The organism is Methylophilus sp., from assembly GCF_052173275.1.
Lineage (GTDB): Bacteria > Pseudomonadota > Gammaproteobacteria > Burkholderiales > Methylophilaceae > Methylophilus.
In genome coordinates this window covers 1370272-1389514 of the sequence record NZ_JBQMUL010000002.1, presented here as the reverse complement: position 1 = coordinate 1389514, position 19243 = coordinate 1370272, and the positions used below count along the sequence as shown (strand labels likewise).

Annotated in this window: 17 protein-coding genes; 10 read left to right on the top strand and 7 right to left on the bottom strand. The window is 49.5% G+C overall.

The window, feature by feature from the left end; translation table 11 throughout:
* Positions 1 to 6: 6 nt before the first annotated feature.
* The gene (locus tag ACTS9Y_RS08110) at positions 7 to 1572 is read right to left on the bottom strand and encodes a formate dehydrogenase beta subunit (RefSeq protein WP_442585443.1); all 1566 of its coding nucleotides are present in this window, start codon (positions 1570 to 1572) and stop codon (positions 7 to 9) included.
* On the bottom strand, positions 1565 to 2032 hold the full coding sequence (locus ACTS9Y_RS08105; RefSeq protein ID WP_442586925.1) for a formate dehydrogenase subunit gamma: 468 nt from the start codon (positions 2030 to 2032) through the stop codon (positions 1565 to 1567). The genes ACTS9Y_RS08110 and ACTS9Y_RS08105 overlap by 8 nt, the downstream gene beginning before the upstream one ends.
* A gap of 133 nt (positions 2033 to 2165) precedes the next feature.
* Here ACTS9Y_RS08105 and moaA point away from each other — a divergent pair, with 133 nt between their 5' ends.
* The 8 genes from moaA (at position 2166) to lplT (ending at position 10691) form a co-directional block, all read left to right on the top strand.
* Positions 2166 to 3176, top strand: coding sequence for a GTP 3',8-cyclase MoaA (gene moaA / locus ACTS9Y_RS08100; protein ID WP_442585442.1), 1011 nt, complete (start codon positions 2166 to 2168; stop codon positions 3174 to 3176).
* Complete coding sequence (mobA, locus tag ACTS9Y_RS08095; protein ID WP_442585441.1) at positions 3177 to 3725, top strand: molybdenum cofactor guanylyltransferase MobA; 549 nt, start codon at positions 3177 to 3179, stop codon at positions 3723 to 3725.
* Positions 3726 to 3861: 136 nt separating this feature from the next.
* Positions 3862 to 5145 carry a molybdopterin molybdotransferase MoeA gene (gene moeA, locus ACTS9Y_RS08090; protein WP_442585440.1) on the top strand — a complete coding sequence of 428 codons (1284 nt, stop codon included), beginning with the start codon at positions 3862 to 3864 and terminating at the stop codon, positions 5143 to 5145.
* Between the two features lie 88 nt (positions 5146 to 5233).
* Positions 5234 to 6019, top strand: coding sequence for an energy transducer TonB (locus ACTS9Y_RS08085; protein WP_442585439.1), 786 nt, complete (start codon positions 5234 to 5236; stop codon positions 6017 to 6019).
* Between the two features lie 11 nt (positions 6020 to 6030).
* Entirely contained in the window at positions 6031 to 7509 is a 1479-nt protein-coding gene (locus ACTS9Y_RS08080; protein WP_442585438.1) for an ATP-binding protein, read from the top strand.
* Between the two features lie 124 nt (positions 7510 to 7633).
* Positions 7634 to 8095: a peroxiredoxin gene (locus ACTS9Y_RS08075; RefSeq protein ID WP_442585437.1), complete on the top strand. Its 462-nt coding sequence runs from the start codon at positions 7634 to 7636 to the stop codon at positions 8093 to 8095.
* 11 nt (positions 8096 to 8106) lie between these two features.
* Positions 8107 to 9501, top strand: coding sequence for a PhoH family protein (locus ACTS9Y_RS08070; RefSeq protein ID WP_442585436.1), 1395 nt, complete (start codon positions 8107 to 8109; stop codon positions 9499 to 9501).
* A 20-nt stretch (positions 9502 to 9521) separates the two neighbouring features.
* A complete protein-coding gene (gene lplT, locus ACTS9Y_RS08065; RefSeq protein WP_442585435.1) occupies positions 9522 to 10691 on the top strand; it encodes a lysophospholipid transporter LplT in 1170 nt (389 codons plus the stop codon).
* A gap of 108 nt (positions 10692 to 10799) precedes the next feature.
* Here the strand turns inward: lplT and ACTS9Y_RS08060 are convergent, their stop codons facing one another.
* The 5 genes from ACTS9Y_RS08060 to ACTS9Y_RS08040 all read right to left on the bottom strand — a co-directional run bounded on the left by ACTS9Y_RS08060 (position 10800) and on the right by ACTS9Y_RS08040 (position 16552).
* Complete coding sequence (locus ACTS9Y_RS08060; protein WP_442585434.1) at positions 10800 to 12125, bottom strand: NAD(P)/FAD-dependent oxidoreductase; 1326 nt, start codon at positions 12123 to 12125, stop codon at positions 10800 to 10802.
* A 69-nt stretch (positions 12126 to 12194) separates the two neighbouring features.
* Positions 12195 to 12707: a c-type cytochrome gene (locus ACTS9Y_RS08055; protein WP_442585433.1), complete on the bottom strand. Its 513-nt coding sequence runs from the start codon at positions 12705 to 12707 to the stop codon at positions 12195 to 12197.
* Positions 12708 to 12852: 145 nt separating this feature from the next.
* Positions 12853 to 13335: a c-type cytochrome gene (locus ACTS9Y_RS08050; protein WP_442585432.1), complete on the bottom strand. Its 483-nt coding sequence runs from the start codon at positions 13333 to 13335 to the stop codon at positions 12853 to 12855.
* Positions 13336 to 13555: 220 nt separating this feature from the next.
* Complete coding sequence (locus tag ACTS9Y_RS08045) at positions 13556 to 14434, bottom strand: quinoprotein dehydrogenase-associated putative ABC transporter substrate-binding protein (protein WP_442585431.1); 879 nt, start codon at positions 14432 to 14434, stop codon at positions 13556 to 13558.
* Between the two features lie 252 nt (positions 14435 to 14686).
* A complete protein-coding gene (locus ACTS9Y_RS08040; protein ID WP_442585430.1) occupies positions 14687 to 16552 on the bottom strand; it encodes a PQQ-dependent dehydrogenase, methanol/ethanol family in 1866 nt (621 codons plus the stop codon).
* Positions 16553 to 16874: 322 nt separating this feature from the next.
* Between ACTS9Y_RS08040 and ACTS9Y_RS08035 the strand changes: the two genes are divergently transcribed.
* Positions 16875 to 17918 (top strand): alpha/beta fold hydrolase, encoded by a 1044-nt coding sequence (locus ACTS9Y_RS08035; protein WP_442585429.1) that lies wholly within the window; start codon positions 16875 to 16877, stop codon positions 17916 to 17918.
* A 28-nt stretch (positions 17919 to 17946) separates the two neighbouring features.
* Positions 17947 to 19233: a YhjD/YihY/BrkB family envelope integrity protein gene (locus tag ACTS9Y_RS08030; protein WP_442585428.1), complete on the top strand. Its 1287-nt coding sequence runs from the start codon at positions 17947 to 17949 to the stop codon at positions 19231 to 19233.
* Positions 19234 to 19243 lie beyond the last annotated feature (10 nt).

Below are 19243 nucleotides of genomic sequence, written 5' to 3'. Positions count from 1 at the left end.
TGCTGCCTAGGCAGCCGCTTCTTTATTACTTAGACCAAAATCTTCAGGGAAATGATTGAGGGCGCTTAACACCGGATAAGGCGTCATGCCCCCCAACGCACATAAAGAACCATTTAACATGGTGTCAGACAAATCACGCAGCAACTGCACATTCTGCGGATGGTTTTTACCCGCGATGACTTTATCCATCACTTCTACACCACGTGTAGAACCTATCCGGCACGGCGTACATTTGCCGCAACTTTCTATTGCACAAAACTCAAACGCATAGCGGGCCATTTTGGCCATATCCGCGGTATCATCAAATGCCACAATGCCGCCGTGCCCCAGCACCGCCCAGATCTTGCTGAACGCCTCATAATCCAGTGGCGTATCAAATTGTTCTTCTGGCAGATAAGCGCCTAATGGCCCACCCACCTGCACAGCGCGGATCGGACGACCAGACGCTGAACCACCGCCATAGTCATACAACAGTTCACGTAAGGTCGCGCCAAAAGCCAGTTCAACCAAACCGGTTTGCTTCAGGTTACCCGCCAGCTGGATAGGCAGCGTGCCGCGTGAACGGCCCATGCCGTAATCGGCGTAATACTGTGCGCCTTGATGCAGAATGATAGGCACGGTCGCCAGTGAAATCACATTATTCACAATGGTCGGCTTGCCAAACAGGCCTTCAATGGCTGGCAATGGCGGTTTAAAACGCACCAGGCCACGCTTGCCTTCCAGGCTCTCGAGCAATGAAGTTTCTTCACCGCAGACATAAGCGCCTGCAGCCCTGCGGACTTCCAGGTGAAAAGCCTTGCCCGATGCCAGGATGTTTTCACCCAGATAGCCGGCCAGAGTTGCCTTGCGTATGGCTTCATTCAAGGTGTTGAGCGCATGTGGATACTCACTGCGCAAATAGATATAGCCTTGGGTGGCACCGACAGCCATACCTGCGATCGTCATCCCTTCAATCAACACAAAGGGATCATTTTCCATGATCATGCGGTCAGAATAGGTACCAGAATCACCTTCATCAGCATTGCAGACGACATACTTCTGTTCGGCTGGCGCATTGAGCACGGTATTCCATTTAATACCGGTAGGGAAAGCCGCACCGCCACGGCCGCGCAAGCCGGAATCAGTCACCGCCTTGACGATCTCCGCACCGCTGAGCGCCAATGCATTTTTCAATCCTTGGTAGCCGTCATGCGCTAGGTAATCTTCCAGCGAGACTGGATCAGTAATGCCTACACGGGCAAATGTCAGGCGTTGCTGTTTTTTCAGCCACTGTAGTTCTTCAGTCAGTCCCAGATACAAAGGATGTGCTTGGGCTGATTCGAAGAGCGCATGAATAAAATCGGCATTGAACAGGCTGGCGACATCTTTGGGCTGTACCGGCCCAAATGCGACACGGCCTTGCGGCAGCTCGACTTCGACCAGGGGTTCCAGCCAGAACAGGCCGCGAGAACCGTTGCGGATCAACTGGATTTCAATACCGCGCGCCTGTGCTTCATTCACAATGGCTTTGGCAGTGCGCCCGGCACCTAGCGATAGCGCTGTGGAGTCAATCGGCACATAGATTTTAACCATGGCACACCTCGGCAATCAGTTCAGCGACTTTTTCGGTATTCATACGGCCATGCACTTCGTCATCCAGCATCACCGCCGGTGAACAGCCACAGTTGCCCAGGCAATACACTGGCAGCAAGGTGACCTGGCCGTCTTGAGTGGTTTGGTGGTAATCCACACCCAGCCTGGATTTAAGTTCGGCCTCAAGTTTTTCAGAGCCCATGGCCTGGCAGGATTCGGCGCGGCAGATTTGCAGTACGTGCTTGCCTATGGGATGCGTGCGGAAGTGATGATAGAAGCTGACAACCCCATGCACCTCGGCGACCGACAGGGCCAGTGCGTGGGAAATATCAGGATAAATGGCTTCTGGTACATAGCCGATATCATCCTGTATCGCATGTAAAAGCGGCATTAAACCGCCCGGTACAAGACGATGTGCTTGAATATGCGCTTGAATGCGCGTTTGCTGCTCATGGCTCAGTATCTGGTTCAAACCAACCTCGCATTTACAATTCAGTTACATTCTATCACCATCGAATAATAACCTCTATTTATGCCTTGTTAAAGCAGGAAAAGGGCATAATATATTGATTACTTTAACATTCATGAGTTTCATGACCTTTGCGAATAATATGCCTGCCCAGTTGATCGACCAGTTTGGCCGTCGCGTGGACTATATTCGCCTGTCGATCACGGACCGTTGCGATTTCCGTTGCCAGTACTGCATGGCTGAAGAAATGACCTTTCTGCCGCGTCATGAAGTGTTATCGCTCGAAGAGTGCGCACGTCTGGTTAAATTATTTGTGCGCATGGGCGTCAGCAAGGTACGCATCACCGGTGGCGAACCCCTGGTGCGCAAAAATGCGATGTGGTTATTTGAAGAGATCGGCCACCTGCCTGGTTTGCAAGAATGCCTGCTTACCACCAACGGCAGTCAGCTCGACAGGTTTAGCCTGCCCCTGAAAGCAGCCGGGGTGAATCGGATCAATATCTCGCTCGACAGCCTGGATGAAGCGCGTTTCCGCAAAATCACCCGCGTGGGTGACCTGGCAAAAGTCCTGTCTGGCCTGGAACATGCCATTCAGGCCGGGTTCAGTAATATCAAGCTTAATAGCGTGCTCATGCGTGGCATCAATGACGACGAAGCATTCGATCTGGTCAATTTTGCCATCAGCAAACATATCGACATCAGTTTTATTGAAGAGATGCCTTTGGGCGTGGTCAATCATGACCGCGAGAACAGCTGTGTGAGCAATAATGAAACACTGACGCTATTAAAAAGTAAGTTCTCACTCACCCCCAGCACCCACAAAACGGGCGGTCCAGCCCGCTACTGGCAAGTCAATGGCCAAAAAACCAGAATCGGCTTTATTTCGCCGCATAGCCATAACTTTTGTGAAAGCTGCAACCGTGTGCGCATCACCTGCAAGGGCGAACTCTTTTTATGCCTGGGGCAGGAACACAATATAGACCTGATGCCGATTTTGCGCGCCCACCCACATGATGATGGCCCGCTGGTGGAAGCCATATTGCATGGCATGCGCATCAAACCCAAAGGGCACGATTTTGATCTACAGCGTGCCGCACCGGCCGTGATCCGCTTTATGTCGCATACTGGCGGTTAAATGCAGATCACTGCAGTTATTCTTGCCGGTGGCCGCGGCATGCGTATGGGTGGCGTTGATAAAGGCCTGGTCGATTATCAGGGCAAGGCGATGGTGGCGCATGTGCTGGCACGCATCCAGCCGCAAGTGGATCAGGTCATTATTAATGCCAATCGCAATTTCGATATTTATCCAAGCTATGGCGCTCCGGTAGTGACAGATGCCACTGACCAGTTTAATGGGCCTCTGGCAGGCTTTCAGGCCGGTTTAGCGCATGCGCAGACAGACTGGATACTGACAGTGCCATGCGACTCGCCGCTGTTACCGCTGGATTTAGCCGCACGCTTGTCACAGGCTATCCGTGACTCTAATACTTTAGTGGCCATCGCCCGTAGTGCCAGCGGTGACCACCCGGTTTTTTGCCTGCTGCATCGCTCATTAAGTGCTGACCTGGATGCATTTCTGAATGACGGCCAACGCCGTGTCAGTGGCTGGCAAGCCAGACATTCACCCGCCTTTGTTGATTTTGAAGATGAGCAAGCATTCACTAACATCAATCATCCGCAGTAAGCACTCTCCTCTATTAAAACAATGCGTCTGACTGAGCACATCAGTGCCTGTCTCAAAAAATACCTGACACTTTGAAGATGGTGATAGCCTGTTTAGTATGTAAAAATAATGTTTTCGCGACTGGTGAATATTTGTCATGCAACCACAATTCCCTGAATTTCCTGATTTAGACCTTTCTGCTTTAGCGGCCAATGCCTCTTGCCTGGATGACTATGATCCAAACGCCATGTCGGTCACGCAGGCGCGCCATTACATTCAACAGTTTTTAAGCCCGGTGAGCGAGACAGAAATAGTGGCGATTAAGGCCAGCCTGGGGCGTGTATTAGCGGTGCCGGTGACTTCGGGCATCAACGTGCCAGGCCATGATAATTCGGCCATGGATGGCTTTGCCTTCCGGCATGCTGAAGCAGGCAATGCGCTCAACATCGTAGGCACTGCGTTTGCAGGTGCGCCTTTCACTGCCGATATCCCGCATGGATGCTGCATCAAAATCATGACTGGAGCTGTGATTCCGCCAACCGTGGATACAGTGATCATGCAGGAGCACACCACCACAGAGGGCGAGTGGGTGACCCTGATAAAATTACCGGCGGCGGGAGCCAATATCCGCCTGACCGGTGAAGACATCGCGACTGGCCAAACCGTGCTGGCGCGTGGACATCGCATTGAACCCGCGGATATGGGCCTGCTGGCTTCTCTGGGCGTGGCGGAAATTGAAGTCTACCGCCCGTTAAAAGTCGCTTTCTTTAGCACCGGTGATGAGCTGGTTAGCTTGGGCCAGCCTTTGCAGCAAGGGCAAATCTATGACAGCAACCGCTATAGCTTATGGGGCGTGCTGCAAGCGGCAGGAGTTGATATGTATGACCTTGGCAATGTGACAGATGACCCGGACGCCCTGGAAAAAACCCTGTTGCAAGCGGCGGCTGAACATGATGTGGTGATCACGACAGGCGGCGTTTCCGTGGGCGAGGCAGACTTTATGAAAGCACTGTTAGCCAAGCACGGGCAGGTATTGTTCTGGAAGATCAATATGAAACCTGGCCGCCCGCTGGCTTATGGAAAAATTGGCAGCGCCCATTATTTTGGCCTGCCTGGCAACCCGGTTTCAGCCATGGTGACGTTCTACCAGTTTGTGCAGGATGCACTCAAGCACCTGATGGGCGCAGCCAGCCAGGCATCGCCTACATTCAAGGTCGAATGTGTCAACGCCATCAAAAAAGCCACCGGCCGGACTGAGTTTCAGCGCGGCATCTTGTTTAAAGACGGCGCAGACTGGAAAGTGAGAACCACCGGCCAGCAAGGCTCCGGCATTTTAAGCAGCATGAGCCTGGCCAATTGCTTTATTGTACTTGATGAAAAAACTGGCTCACTGGCAGCAGGCACGCTGGTAGAAGTGCAACCTTTTCACGGCGTGTGCTAGGTAAACAAACCTTTTCGCACTGGCAAGAATGCTAAAAAATAGCTTATAGTGTCGGGTCGTGATGGGGGTTTAAGGTTAGGATTTAGGCGTGCAAGCCGTACTGAAAGAATCAACACAATTAAAACATGCATTGGAGTGGTGCCTGATAGGCTCACTGTTGATACATGCATTGATTGTAATATTCATTCCCAAGCCTACCTATGAAAAACCACCTGTGCTCAAACAGGAAATTCAGATCGAGCTGGTAAAAGAAACGCCGCCTGCGGCGGTGTTACCGGCTGCAGAACCTGAGCCCACCCCACCAACGCCTGAGCCACCCAAACCACAACCGGTGAAACCACCACCAAAACCCGAGACCAAACCGGTTGAACAAAAACCGGTGCCGCAAAAAGCATCACCCATCGTGGAACCACCGTCAGAACCAACACGCGCTGTGGCAGAAGCGCCTGCCCCGGCAGTGATCACCGCGAAACCAACGGCAAGTGAAAGTAAATCCGAAGTGGTGGTGCCACCGCCAGCGCCACCCGCGCCGCCAGCCGAACCACCCAAAGCCACCGGCCCGAGTGACGGCGATATTGAAGCGGCGCGTAATGCTTTTAAAAATGCCGCGCATCGCGAGCTCAAGAAAAACCAGCGCTACCCCAGAATCGCGCAGGACAGGGGTATTGAAGGCGATGTAAAACTGAAGATTAATATTGACGACCACGGCGAGATCACCGGCATAGAAGTGGTGGAGTCCAGCGGCAATAAAGCGATTGACGATGCAGCCCTGGCGGCGGCGCAGAAGTCGCAGCTAAAGCCGCACTTTAATGAGATTTTGCGCGGTAGAATCAACAATATTATTGTCACCGTCAGTTTCAAACTGTCGAGCTAAGCCCGCGGCATATGGCATTTTTCAAACGAACATTCAAAACAGCATTCACGCAGCGGGCTTATGGCAAATCGCTCAGGCATTTATTGCTGTTTCATGACCTGTACTTTATTGCCCTGATCATCCTGGCGGTGGCCAGTGGCGGCTACGGTATTTACCTATGGGATAAAGCTTCCAAGCAATCGCAGCGTATCAATATGGTGATCCAGGAGATTTACCTGGTCAGGGGTGACTTGTACCGCCAGGTCAAAGAATTATTCGATGCTTTTTTTCTGCAGGAAGAAAATGCGCTCAATGAATACAATCAATACACCACTTCCATCCTGGTGCATTTACAGCGTTTGCAAAGCATTGCCATTGATGAAGAGGAACGCACCGCGCTGAGCGAGATCGAGAGTAAATACCGCAAGCTGGTGAATGAAGCGCCTACCCTGTTCTACCGCTACCAGCACAACCCCAACAAGCAGGCGCAAAAATCCATTTACCAGGATATCGAGACTGGTATTTTCTCGCACTACGAAGAAGTCTCCAAGCGTGCCGAACACCTGCTGATGATCAAACAGAGTGAGATCAAGAATCGCCTGGATGATGCCAGGAGTAGCTCTATCGCTGTGCTCTCGCTGCCGCTGTTGCTGGCCTGCGTGTTGATACTCTACTCACGCCGCATTCTGAAACGGTCTATCGTCAAACCCATTAATGACATCATGCTCGCCACTAATGCCATCAGTGCGGGCAACCTGAGCCATCAGGTGCCGGAAGCGGGCGCTGAAGAACTGGCGGTGTTATCCAAAGAGATCAATAAAATGGCCGAAGACCTGGCGTTGAGCCGGGACGCACTGGTCAAAAGTGAGAAGCAGGCGGCCCTGGGCCTGCTCGTGCCTATGCTGGCGCACAATATCCGTAACCCGCTCGCCAGCATACGCGCTACCGCACAGGTGATTGATGCCCCGGATAAAGATACGCAGGAGTCGGTGCATGGCATTATCCACACGGTGGATCGCCTAGAAAGATGGACTGGCAGTTTGCTTTCTTATTTGCACCCGATCAAACCGATGCTGAACCAGTTGATGCTTTCTTCGATCGTGCAGGGCGCCATCATGACGTTGCAGCCCAAACTGAATGAGAAAAAAATAAAAGTCATTGAAGACAGCGCCAATATCAAACGCCTGATCCTGACGGATGAACATCTGCTGGAGCAAATGCTGTACAACTTGCTGCTGAATGCCTCGGAAGCATCGCCCAAAGGCACAGATATCCAGATTCAATGTTCGCTACTGGATAATATATTGACCCTGGTAATTATCGACCAGGGGCCAGGCATGCCATTTAAACCTGACCCGCATGCCATCACTCCCGGCCCCACCACCAAGCGCTTCGGGACTGGCCTGGGCATCCCGTTTGCCTTTAAAGTCTGCGAGGAGCTTGCCGGGTCCATGCAATTTGAAAGCCAGGCGGGTAAAGGCACGCGCATCACTATTTCTCTGCCGCAATAAGGCGGCCACACCGCATATCGGTGTTTATGAGCGACTTGCACAGCGGCTTGGAAAATTTTCTTTTTGTGCTTGCTTAATTTTGGTTTTTTATCAACAATGTGGTTAAGCATCTGCCACGAATATTATGTTGAATTCACCTGCTCCCGCATTATCCTTACCGGCAACCTCCGGCCTTCAATTCAAAGTCAGTGACTATTTGGGAAAATTCGTTGTTTTGTATTTTTACCCCAAAGACGCCACCCCTGGCTGCACCACCCAAGGCGTTCAGTTTCGAGACATGCATGCCGAATTCACTGCCGCCAATGCCGTAGTGTTCGGCATTTCGCGCGACAGCCTCAAATCGCATGAGAATTTCAAGGCCAAATATACTTTCCCGTTTGAACTGATCTCAGACGTGGATGAGGTCGCCTGTCAGTCATTGAATGTGATCAAGATGAAAAACATGTACGGGAAACAGGTACGTGGCATTGAGCGCAGTACGTTTTTAATAGACCCAAAAGGCACCATTGTCCGCGAGTGGCGTGGTGTAAAGGTCGATGGCCATGCCGCTGAAGTACTGGCCAGCATCCAATCTTTCCACTCATAAAGTGATTTCTTATGGCACGTGCTCCGCAAACTAAGTTGTTCGTTCTGGATACCAATGTACTGATGCACGATCCTTCATCGTTGTTCAGGTTTGAAGAACATGATGTGTATTTGCCGATGGTGACCCTGGAAGAGTTGGACAATGGCAAAAAAGGGCTGACCGAAGTTGCCCGCAATGCGCGCCAGGCCAGCCGGTTTCTTGAAGAAATCATGGGTGGCGTCGACACCGACAATCTGGAAGCTGGCTGTCAACTGGCAATCAAGGGCAATCGCCACCTGAGCGGGAAACTGTTTTTCCAGACCGAACATGTCCCTACCGACCTGCCAGGGTTGGCGGGTAGTAAAGCAGATAACCAGATCATCAGTGTCGTCCTGGCACTCAAAAAACAATCCCCGGACCGTAATGTCATCCTGGTCAGCAAGGATATCAATATCCGTATCAAGGCACGCGCCATGGGTGTGCCGTCTGAAGACTACTTTAATGACAAGGTGCTGGAAGACAGTGAGTTGCTATACACCGGCTTGCGCGAGCTACCGGAAGACTTCTGGGAAGCGCATAGCAAGGATATGCACTCCTGGCAGGAGGCAGGCCGCATGTTTTACAAGATCAACGGCCCGATTGTGAAATCGCTGCTGATCAATGAGTTTGTGTTTTACGAATACAACAAACCATTTCACGCGATTGTGCGCAAACTTGAAGATAACTCAGCGGTGCTTGAAGTGGTGCAGGATCACGCTATCCCCAAACACAATGTGTGGGGCATCACGGCGCGCAACCGCGAACAGAACTTTGCCCTGAACCTGTTGATGGACCCGGAGATAGATTTCGTCACTTTGCTGGGCCAGGCCGGTACCGGCAAAACATTGCTGACACTGGCTGCCGCATTGACGCAAACGCTGGATAAAAAACGTTATTCTGAAATCATCATGACCCGTGTCACGGTGCCGGTGGGTGAAGATATCGGCTTCTTGCCAGGCACTGAAGAAGAGAAAATGGCACCATGGATGGGTGCGCTGGAAGATAACCTGGATGTCTTGAACAAGACAGATGAGGATGTTGGCGAATGGGGCCGTGCTGCAACGCAGGATCTGATCCGTACCCGCATCAAGATCAAATCGCTGAACTTTATGCGTGGCCGTACCTTCCTCAACAAGTTCCTGATTATTGATGAGGCACAAAACCTGACACCAAAACAAATGAAAACCCTGATCACGCGTGCGGGTCCGGGTACCAAGGTGGTCTGTTTGGGTAATATCGCCCAAATTGATACGCCTTATCTGACTGAGGGCAGCTCAGGCCTCACTTATGTGGTTGACCGCTTCAAGAACTGGCAGCATAACGGCCATATCACCTTGATTCGCGGCGAGCGCTCCCGTCTGGCGGACTTTGCGGCAGAGGTGTTGTAGACGCAGGTCTGCCCTATGTTATGGTCAAAGGCTTTTATACATTACTGATTGCTCAGTTTTTATCGGCAATCGCCGATAATGCCCTGCTGTTTGCGGCAATCGCCCTGCTCGCCCAACTGAACGCGCCAACCTGGCACGAACCGTTGTTGCGCGAGTTTTTTGTCATCTCCTACATTGTGCTGGCGCCGTTTGTCGGCCCGTTTGCAGACGCCCTGCCCAAAGGCCGGGTCATGTTTTTGAGCAACGGCCTGAAGTTTATAGGCTGTTTGCTGGCCTTGGCGGGCGTGCCGCCGTTATACGCCTACGCGGTGGTCGGCATTGGTGCTGCGGCTTATTCCCCGGCCAAATACGGCATCCTGACGGAGATGCTGCCCTCGCACCTGCTGATCAAGGCTAATGCCTGGATGGAAGGCACCACCGTTACTGCGATTATCTTAGGGCCGGTGTTTGGCTCTACCATTGCTGCAGCGACCAGCCCTTATGTAGGCATTGCTTTTATCACCTTGCTTTACCTGCTGGCCGCGGCATTTAATTACTTTATTCCTAAAGTGCCTATCGACCATAAGGTAGAACAAAAGACGCTGCGATTTCTGCTGAAAGATTTCTGGCACGCGTTTATTACTTTATGGAAAGACCCGCAGGGACAAGTTTCATTGGCAGTAACGACATTGTTCTGGGGTGCAGGTGCGACCTTGCAGTTCGTGGTGCTGAAGTGGGCGGATGTTAAGCTGGGCTTTACCCAGCAGGAAGCGACTTACCTGATCGCCATCCTGGCTGTGGGTATTGCCGCTGGCTCAGTCATCGCCTCGCGCTATGTACAGCTGGAAAATGCCGTTAAAGTGCTACCAGCCGGTATTTATATGGGTATCCTGGTGATCAGCATGGTATTGATCACCAACCCTGTAGTCGCGGCGGTTTTACTGTTTGTGATCGGCGTGTTATCGGGCTATTTCCTGGTGCCGCTCAACTCCCTGCTGCAACATCGAGGCCATCATTTACTTGGCGCCGGGCACTCGATTGCCGTGCAGAATTTCAACGAAAATATCGGCATTCTGTTGTTGCTGGGTGCTTATACCTGGATGGTGGGTGCGCAGTTCGAGATCAATACCATTGTTGCCATCTTTGGCGTGTTTATTATTGTAAGCATGTCGCTGATTACATTTTTCTACCGTAAACATATACAACGCTGAGTGCTTTGAATAGGATCAATCCTTAGAATGCATGCTGAGTTTCCAGCATAACAAAAGGGCGCTTTAAGCGCCCTTTTGTTATCTGAACCTGATCTACATGCTACAACATTAGTGCAATTTTACATGCGGTTCCGTACGTCTGGAAATGAGGCGGCCTATGCTATGCACAATCACAGCCAGTACGCCATGCAAAGCCATCAGGTGCATTTTATACAGGCTGCGGTACATCACTCTGGCAAACAAGCCTTGAATATACATGCTGCCTCCAGCTACCGCACCCATCAAGCTGCCAACTGTGGAGTATTTGCCCAGGTTGACCAATGAGCCATAATCGCGATAATGGAACTCTGGCAGCGTCTCTTTACCGGCTACGCGTGCTTTCACCGTTTTTACCAGCAAGGAAGCTTCCTGATGCGCAGCCTGTGCACGTGGCGGCACCGTTGTATCGTGTCCCAGCCATGGGCAGGCAGCACAATCACCAAAAGCAAAAATATGCTCATCGCGCGTGGTCTGCAAATGCTGGTTAACGACTAACTGATTGATCCTATTCGTTTCCAGGCCATCAATATCCTTGAGAAAATCCGGTGCCTTGATGCCCGCCGCCCATACCACTAACTCCGCGGGAATAAAACGGCCACTGTGCGTGGTGATGCCTTTAGGAGAAACTTCTGTCACGCGCTCACCGGTGAACACATTGACACGCAATTTGCGCAACTCGACATCCACCGCATAAGAAAGCTTGTTCGGCAACGCAGGCAAGATACGATCACTGGCTTCTATCAGTGAGATCTTCACATCGCGGTCAGGGTCGATCTTGTCCAAGCCATAAGCGGTCAATTCGCGCGTGGTATTGTGCAACTCAGCTGCCAGCTCTACGCCGGTGGCGCCTGCGCCGACAATAGCCACTTCCAGCTGCCCTGGTTTCAATGGCTCTGGTTGTGTCTGCGCGCGCAACAATGCGTTATGCAGGTAACGGTGGAATTTTTGTGCCTGGGAGTGTGTGTCCAGCGCCAACGAATATTCACGCGCGCCTTTGATACCAAAGTCGTTGGTGGTACTGCCAACGGCAATAATCAGGGTGTCGTACTTGAATGTACGGTGCGCAATGACTTCATTGCCATCTTCGTCCAGGAAAGGCGCCAGGCTGACCTCGCGCGTCGCACGATTCAAGCCATCCATGCGCCCCAGACGAAATTTAAAATGATGCCAGTGCGCTTGCGCAAGGTAATCCAGTTCATGGCGATCCGGATCCATGCTGCCGGCAGCGATCTCATGTAATAACGGTTTCCATACATGTGTTCTGGTACTATCAATCAGCGTGATGCGAGCCTTCTTCTTTTTTCCGAGAGAATCTCCCAACTTTGTCGCCAATTCCAGGCCACCTGCACCACCACCTACGATGATGACATGGTGTAAATTATTTTCATCCGTCACACTTATATCCTTCAATAAAAAAGCGCGCCTGCCGTACAGCCAAGCGCGCACAACAACTACATTATACAGCTATTCGTTACCTGTGATTTTTGCATGGCTACGAATAAAAGCGATCACTTTCAATACATCATCAGGCTTTAAGCCATCATCAGGCGCCATCAAGCCAAAACCTTTAGCACCCATACCACCGTTAGTGCCGTGCCAGATGGTTTCAAACATCCCTTTATTGGTCGCATTTTTGGCATAACGGAAGTTATCACCAATCAGACCAGGCCCAACCGCACCTTCACCGTGACCACCATGGCAGGCTACGCAGGAGAACAGGTTGAATTTCTTCTTACCTTCTTTGATGGCGTCTTCTTTACCGATGTAAGGGTTCTTGCCTGTGCTTAAAAACTCTTTCGCACCCGGTGTATCAAACATTTTGAGGTCGATTTGCAGAGGCGATCCATCCTGGGTCGCTTCAAATTTAATCGCTTTAATATCCTCAGATGACTCAGCACCAGCGCCTGATGATTGACCACTATTACCACATGCGGCCAGCAGTGCTGCCAGAACTGACGTTAACAACAAACTTCTCATGATTGCCCCCATACCTTTAAGTAAGAATTTTCCTTGAAATAAAACAGTTTTTTCTTGTTTTTATTATTGATAAAACTGACTGAATCATTGTGCCATAAAAACAAAAAACGGTCACCAAGGTGACCGTTTTAAGTTGGTATTATTATTATTCGTTACCAGTAGCTTTTACAACACTATTACTACGGATGAAAGCAATCACTTGCAATACTTCATCTGGTTTCAAGCCATCATCTGGAGCCATCAAGCCATAACCTTTAGCACCCATGCCACCATTAGTACCGTGCCAGATGGTTTCGAACATGCCTTTGTTAGTGCCGTCTTTAGCATAACGGAAGTTAGCACCGATCAAGCCTGGACCAACCGCGCCTTCACCTTTACCACCGTGACAGGCAACACATGAATACAGGTTAAATTTCTTTTTACCTGCTTTAATTGCAGCTTCGTTACCGATATATGGGTTTTTACCTGTCGCTAAGAATTCTTTAGCTGCATCGGTATCAAACATGGCTTTATCAATATTGATGGTAGATCCGTCTTGAGTAGCCGAAAAAGTAATATCAGCCACTGCACCTGTAGCAAAAGCCAACAGGGAAATCATCACAGCTGATTTAATTTTGTTGCCTAACATGTTGTCTCCTAATCCTAAACAAAATGAGCGGCGTTAATTGAAAACCTAATAATTAACGCATGCTCATTTAACGAATCGTTTCAGAAACGGTTGACGAATATTTCCGAATAATCTTCAGAATCTTTCACGTGGCCATTTCAAAACAAGTGCTCGATTTTACTGGGTTTTTTTTCCATTGTCATTAATAGAGCCCTGTTTATAATATTTTTTCAATTGAGTGTTATTTTTTGTACACACTGTCACCCTCAACCACCGGGACGGTCGGGATACCATAGTCTTTCAGGATCGCATCGATCTTGTCCTTATTGCGCTCTAGCGCTTCGTTGATCATTTTGATGCGGTCTTTATCTTTCATTCTGACGGCAACAGAGATATTCCAGTACTCTTTACCTTTCAGGTTCACCTTGTTGTATTCAGGAATCATGCGCAACTCAAGCGGCACTTTGGATTGCTTTGCGTAATAGCCAGCAATCGGCGCCCACATAATCGCCACATCGATCTTGCCGGCCACCAGATCATCAATCATAAAGCTGGTCGGCAAATTCAAATCGCGTTGCATGCGGTAAGGACGTGCATTGGTCATCAGGTTGTAATCATTTAAAGGAATGGTTGCAGGGCTTTGGCCAACAATCCCGATGATGCCTTTTTTCAGGTCAGGAGAATCCCAGTTGGTAATGTCGTAGTTACTATCTTTGCGCCAGACAAATACATGACCAGAACGGTAATAAGGTTTGGATGTACGCAGACCGTCAAAATCAGAGGTCATGCCGATAATGACATCACATCGCATGGCATTAATGGTATTACGCAAAAAGCCCTGGCGGTTATAGGCATACTGGTAGGTCAATTTTTTACCAAGATCATCTGCCAGCACTTTGGCGATCTTGTCCTCAAACCCTTCCAGTTTGATGTTGGAGTACGGCATGTTGTCAGGGTCAGAACAGACCTTGAATTCTGATTCATCGGCCACGCGGCGCACTTCACCAATCCTGCCTTCATCAGGGTTGATGGAGGGAATATCAATTTCCTCGGCAAACACCGTTGTTTGCGCTACCCACATTAACCCAATCACACCCAGTAACTTCCATGTCATTTTCATCTTGATTTCATCCTTTTATATATTTTCAACCTGTTGTTTTTTGAACTTTCGATATATGAAAAGTTCTCTTAAATCGCAACAAAGTTTCCCATATTAACTTGAATCAGTACGCATTTGTAGCCAACGTTATGTTTTTTCATAAATCATGTCAGGCACACACAAAATGCCATGATTTATAAAAAAACACCCTGCCGAAGCAGGGTGTTAGAGGAGTCAACGTATTTCTTAAGTTAACTTGAGATAAATCCCAAATTACAGTGAGAATACATTCAAACCACCGCCGCCAGGAGCAGCGTTGTACTTGGTCAACTCTTTGTAACCACCAGCAGCACCCAGTGCGTCTGTGTCGTTAGTCATACCCAGGTTCATCGCAACACCAGCCCATCCACCGATACCGGAGAATACGCCAACGTATTGTTTACCTTTGTTGCCGTAGGTGAATGCGTTACCGATCACACCTGAACCAACTTGGAATTTCCACAGCTCTTTACCGTTTTGTGCATCAACAGCTTTGAACCAACGATCCAAAGTACCGTAGAACACAATGTTAGTAGAAGTAGTTAAAGCACCACCCCAAGCAGAGAACTTCTCTTTGTTGTACCAAACTTTTTTGTTGGTCAATGGATCATAAGCGCCGAAGCCACCCATTACGCCGTCAGGACCAGCAAACATAGTCAAAGTAGCACCAACCCATGGTTGACCAGCAACGTACTTGGATTCAACTGGCTCGTATGTCATACACACGTGGTTCAATGGTGTGTATACCAAACCTGTTTTTGGAGAGTAAGCAGCAGGCTGTTGGTCTTTAGTACCCAAAGCAGCTGGGCAAACACCCTTAGCATTGTAGTCTTGGTGAGTAGAAGCAGATGCCAGTTTGTCAGGCACGCCTGTTTTCAGGTCAACGTTGTTAGCCCAGTTAACAAATGGATGCACTTTTTCAGCTGCAACCAATGTACCGTTGTTAGCTTGCCATGTGTACAGGAAGCCGTTACGGTCATGGTGCCATGCGTATGTTTTGCCACCTTTGTCGAACAGGATGACTTCGTTAATACCATCGTAGTCCCACTCATCGTGTGGAGTCATTTGCATGCCCCATTTAGCCACGCCAGTGTCTAAGTCACGAGCAAAAATAGTCATAGACCATTTGTTGTCGCCTGGACGTACGTCTGGGTTCCAAACGGATGGGTTACCTGTACCGTAGTAAACCAGGTTTGTTTTTGGATCATATGGCCACCAGCCCCATACGGAACCACCACCATGTTGCCAGCCGTCTTTAACAGCTTGTGGTTTCAACCAGGTACGTGTACCCAGTTCTTTTTCGCCAGTTTTGATTTGGTCGTTAGCTAATTTTTTGAAAGAACCACCTTCTTTGTTACCGCCGTTTACGTCTTGGTAAACTGACAGCGCGCTGTATTGTGGATTTTCTTTGTTAAAGTCAGCACCGATCAGAACTTCAGCATCAGGACCTGTAGAGTAAGCTTTCCAAGCAACTGAACCATCTTTGATGTTGTAAGCCTGGATAAAGCAACGTACGCCGAATTCAGCACCTGAACAACCGGTCAATACTTTGTCTTTAATTACGTGTGGAGCGTTAGTGTTAGTTGCACCGACTTTAGGATCAGTGTTTTTAACATCCCATACTTTAGCACCGGTTTTTGCATCCAAAGCAATCAGAACGCCGTCGTTCTGTTGCAGGAAGATTTTACCGTCGCCGTAGCCCAGACCACGAGATACGTTGTCACAGCACAAAACTGCTTGAACGCTAGGGTCTTGTTTTGGGAAATAGGACCAAACGATTTTTTGATTATCGTTCAAATCCAGAGCGTATACGTTGTTTGGGAAAGCTGTGTGCAGATACATCATGTTGCCCACAACTACTGGAGAACCTTCGTGACCACGGTTTACACCGGTAGCGAATGTCCATGCAGCTTTCAGGTTTTTAACGTTGCCTTTGTTAACTTGTGACAGCGCGCTGTAACCTTGGTTATTGTGTTGACCACGTGGGTGAACCCAGTTGTTTGCATCTTTCATTGCTGCTTCTTGGTCTGCTGCAGCAAATGCCACTAAAGGCAACGCTGCTACCAGGCCCAAAGCCAGTTTGATTTTATTAACTTGCATATTGATCTCCAAAGTTGATACTAAGGGTTTAATATTAAGTACACATTCAATTTGCATCCACTAGGATTGGAGTACTAAATTGTCCGCATACTTTACACAATGCCGACTAGGGAAAATTTCCCGACTAACTGTAGAAATTCACACTTTGCCGCATATGAGGATTGCAATATAGAACAATTTGTTTTCAATTGCAACACTTTCGTTACAAATTGGTTACACTTTTTTCATCTTTGATTTTGTTATTTTTTTTAAGCAAAATCTGCTTGAAAAAATAGCCTAAAAATCAGATAGTTAATTCACCAGCCCAGAAAAAATATACTTCATGAATGATTTAAGTCTTTATCCAGAATGTACGCCCTACCAGCATGAACTGTTAAAAGTCAGTGCCACGCATGCGATTTATATTGAACAATGCGGCAACCGCGATGGCGTGCCTGTCATCTTTTTACATGGCGGTCCCGGCAGTGGCTGCAATCCTGCACAACGCCGCTTTTTTGACCCGGCGTATTACCGCATCATTCTGTTTGATCAACGCGGATGTGGCCGCAGCCAACCTGCCGGCGAGACGCAGGACAACACCACCCAGACATTGGTTGAAGACATTGCGGCGATACGCAAGCACCTGAATATAGGGCAATGGCATGTTTTCGGCGGCTCATGGGGCAGCACACTGGCGCTGGCTTATGCCACCCAGCATGCAGGCGACATTATCAGCCTGACATTAAGGGGGATATTTTTAAGCAGGCCGCAAGAAATCAGGTGGTTTCTAGGCGAAGTGGCCCTATTTTTCCCGGAAGCCTGGCATACACTGCTGGAAGGGGTGCCATTAAGCCAGCAGGAAAATATCCTGGGCCACTACGCAAACCTGGTGTTCAATGCGGATACGGCGATCAGTATTCCGGCAGCGATCCGCTGGAATGCGTTTGAATCCAGCATCATGAGCCTGGTGCCTAAATCAGATAGTTCGAAACAAGAGCGTCGGGAAACGGTTAACCAAAGTCAAACCAATCTGGCGCAAACTGAATCCGTTAAAGCAAGTCCAGCCAAAGATGCTTCCGCAGTAGACGGCGCCACTGAGCTGGCCCGTGCGCGCGTACAGATTCACTATATCCAGCACTTATGTTTTATTGATGGCGAACAGCTGCTCAAGTCAGCAGCGACGACATTACGCGATATCCCGACGACCATAGTGCAAGGCCGCTATGACATGGTGTGTCCGCCACAAACGGCCTGGCAACTCTCCCGCGCCATGCCGCACGCCACACTGGTCATGGTGCCGGACGCAGGGCATTCTGCCATGGAGAAAGGCACTTGCCAGGCATTACTGGCGGCAACTGAACGCTACAAAGCGCTGGTAGCTTTATAAACACAAATAAGGTAATGGGACCCCGTTAATGCTGACAAGCAGTTTAATCAGACTAAAAAGTCACTGGCACGCGTTGCGACAGTACTTTTTGCCTTATGTGTATTCCACGCCGCTCTTTGTCATTAAAACCACCCTGCAAGGGGTGAACAAACATCGCCTGATGGGTTTGTCTGCCGCATTGTCGTTTTATGCTCTGTTTGCGCTGATTCCGCTGATCATCCTGATCTTCTTTCTGATTAGCCACATGGTCTACTCATCAGACTATGCCATCGTCAAACTGGCCATACTGACCAGTAATTTGTTACCGGAATTCAGCCAGCGCATCATGATTGAGGTCTACAACAACACACAGACCAAAGCGGCCTGGGGGGCGGTGGGCTTTTTTATCCTGTTATGGACCATTACCCCACTGGCGGCGGCCATGCGCTCCAGCTTTTACCAGATCGCCAGCCGCCATGATGTGCCGTCTTTCTGGAACAAGAAATTCCGCGATGTCATGGCCGTGCTTGGTGTGCTGCTGGTTTTCTTCCTGTTTACTGCCGCAGGTTTTGTGCTGGAATCTGTCATTGTATTTCTGGCCGTACATTTACCCTCTGCGCTGATTAATTTTGTCGGCGGGCTGCTTTCGCTCTTGCTCACCACCCTGCTGATCGCCGGGTTTTACCGCACTTTTTGCCCTTTGCATGTACAGTGGCGCCACTTGTTACTCTCGGCATTATTGACTGCCGGCTTATGGCTGCTGATGCGCCCGGCCTTTGGCTTGTTCCTGAGTGTGAATAAAAACTTCGGTGCGGTGTTTGGCAGCATGAAAGCCATGTTCGTTTCCATTAGCTGGCTTTACCTGAATTTTGCGATCTTCCTGATCGGCTTTGAGTTGATGGTCACCCTCAGACAAAAAGATGTGTTGCTGCTGAAAGGACTATTTGATGACATCCCCAACCAGCAACATTATCTGCAGACACTGATGCATAAATACGGCAAAACTTACACCAATGGCAGTTACATCTTCAATCAGGGCGACGCCAATCATCACTACTACATGGTGGTGGAAGGCACGCTACACCTGATTCAGCGACTGCCGGATGGCACAGACAAAACCATACGCACCCTGCAATACGGCGATTTCTTTGGCGATATCGCCCTGTTTTCTGCCCAGCCGGTCACCGCCAGTGCGGTAGTGGTGTCTGAGCAAGCAGCGGTAATTGAAATCGATGCCGAATGCATAGAAGATCTATTGCAGGAAGACCCCAAGATCGCCGTACGCCTGTTGAAACAATTATCCAACCATGCGCAGATCAATAGTACGCCAGCCTGATCTAGATTAA